The organism is Streptomyces sp. NPDC059456, from assembly GCF_042750055.1.
Lineage (GTDB): Bacteria > Actinomycetota > Actinomycetes > Streptomycetales > Streptomycetaceae > Streptomyces.
The window spans coordinates 1-1,339 of record NZ_JBHYVA010001124.1 but is presented as its reverse complement, the minus strand read 5'-3'; the positions used below and the strand labels follow the sequence as shown (position 1 = coordinate 1,339).

Here is a 1,339-nt window from a genome sequence, read left to right as displayed (position 1 = left end):
CGCCACTGGCCCAGCGCGGTCCGCAGCAGGCGCGCCGCTTCGGCCGGGTCTCCTTGGGCCGGCGCGCGGCGGGCCGCGGCGCCCCCCCCCGCCGCACACGCCGCCGGCGCTCCGCCGGGCAAGGCCCCCGCCTGCGCCACCGGGCAGCTGTGCCTGTGGGCGAAGCCGGAGTTCAAGGGCACCCGGCAGGCCCACGAGCTGAGCACCCTCGACATCAACAGCTGTACGGCACTGCCCGCCGGGACCAGCGCCCAGTCGCTGATCAACCGCATCGGGCGGCCGGTGACCACCTACCAGTCGGCCGAGTGCCAGGAGACCGGAGAGTTCCAGACCTATCCGGGCGACGGGGTCTGGCTGCCCGAATCGCCCTACCTGATCCGGGCCTTCAAGGTGTGGGAGCGCTAGCGGCACCCGCAGCCGGGGCCGCTCCGGGCACCAGGGCCGGTACGTCGGCCCCCGCGCCCGGGGCGGCTCCCGCGTCCTGGGCGGCCCCCGCGCCCGGGGTGGCTTCGGCGTCCGGGGTGGCCGCCCGGGCCCCGGCGGCCGTCGCCGGCGTCCCGCCCAGCCGCCCGATCTCGGCACGCAGCGCCCGTACCTCCGCGGACAGTTCGGCGATCGCGGCGGTCTGCGCCCGCTCCACCCGGTCGTCCCGCTCGAAACGGGAGATGAACCAGGCCGCGATGTTGGCGGTCACCACACCCAGCAGCGCGATCCCCGACAGCATCAGCCCCACCGCGATGATCCGGCCGAGCCCGGTCGTGGGCGAGTGGTCGCCGTACCCGACCGTGGTCATCGTGGTGAAGCTCCACCACACGGCGTCGCCCAGGTTCTTGATGTTCCCCTTCGGGGCGTCCCGCTCCACGCTCAGCACGGCGAGGGAGCCGAACATCAGCAGCCCGACCACCGCCCCCGCCACGTACGTGGTCAGCCGGATCTGCGGGGCCATCCGGGCCCGCCGGCCCACCAGCAGCAGCGTGGACACCAGCCGCAGCAGCCGCAGCGGCTGGAACATCGGCAGCAGCACCGCGCCCAGGTCCAGCCAGTGCGTGCGGACGAACGCCCTCTTCGCCGTCGACAGGCCCAGGCGCATCAGGTAGTCGGCGGCGAACGCCCCCCACACCACCCACTCGGTGACCGTGCACGCCCGGTGCACCCGCGCATTCGCGTCGGGCACGACGATCGGCACGGCGTAGGCGACGGCGAAGGCCACGGCGAGCACGAGCAGCGGGGTCTGGCTCCGCCGCTCCCACCGCAGCTGGCGGGAGGGTTCCTTCATACAGATCATCGTAAGGAACGGGTAAAGCGGAACGGGGCGGCGCAGTGCCGCAGCGGCCGGGGC

General features: G+C 74.5%; 2 protein-coding genes. One reads left to right on the top strand and one right to left on the bottom strand.

What is annotated here, in order from left to right:
- Positions 1 to 405 (top strand): peptidase inhibitor family I36 protein (locus ACFXA3_RS42665; protein WP_385196950.1); only part of this gene is annotated, 405 nt, incomplete at its 5' end.
- Here the strand turns inward: ACFXA3_RS42665 and ACFXA3_RS42660 are convergent.
- The gene (locus ACFXA3_RS42660; RefSeq protein WP_385196948.1) at positions 386 to 1,276 is read right to left on the bottom strand and encodes a potassium channel family protein; all 891 of its coding nucleotides are present in this window, start codon (positions 1,274 to 1,276) and stop codon (positions 386 to 388) included. The genes ACFXA3_RS42665 and ACFXA3_RS42660 overlap by 20 nt on opposite strands.
- Between the last annotated feature and the right edge of the window lie 63 nt (positions 1,277 to 1,339).

What these genes read in the sequence shown, in the direction of transcription:
- ACFXA3_RS42660 (WP_385196948.1), bottom strand. Translation starts at nt 1,276, where the DNA reads ATGAAGGAACCCTCCCGCCAGCTGCGGTGGGAGCGGCGGAGCCAGACC.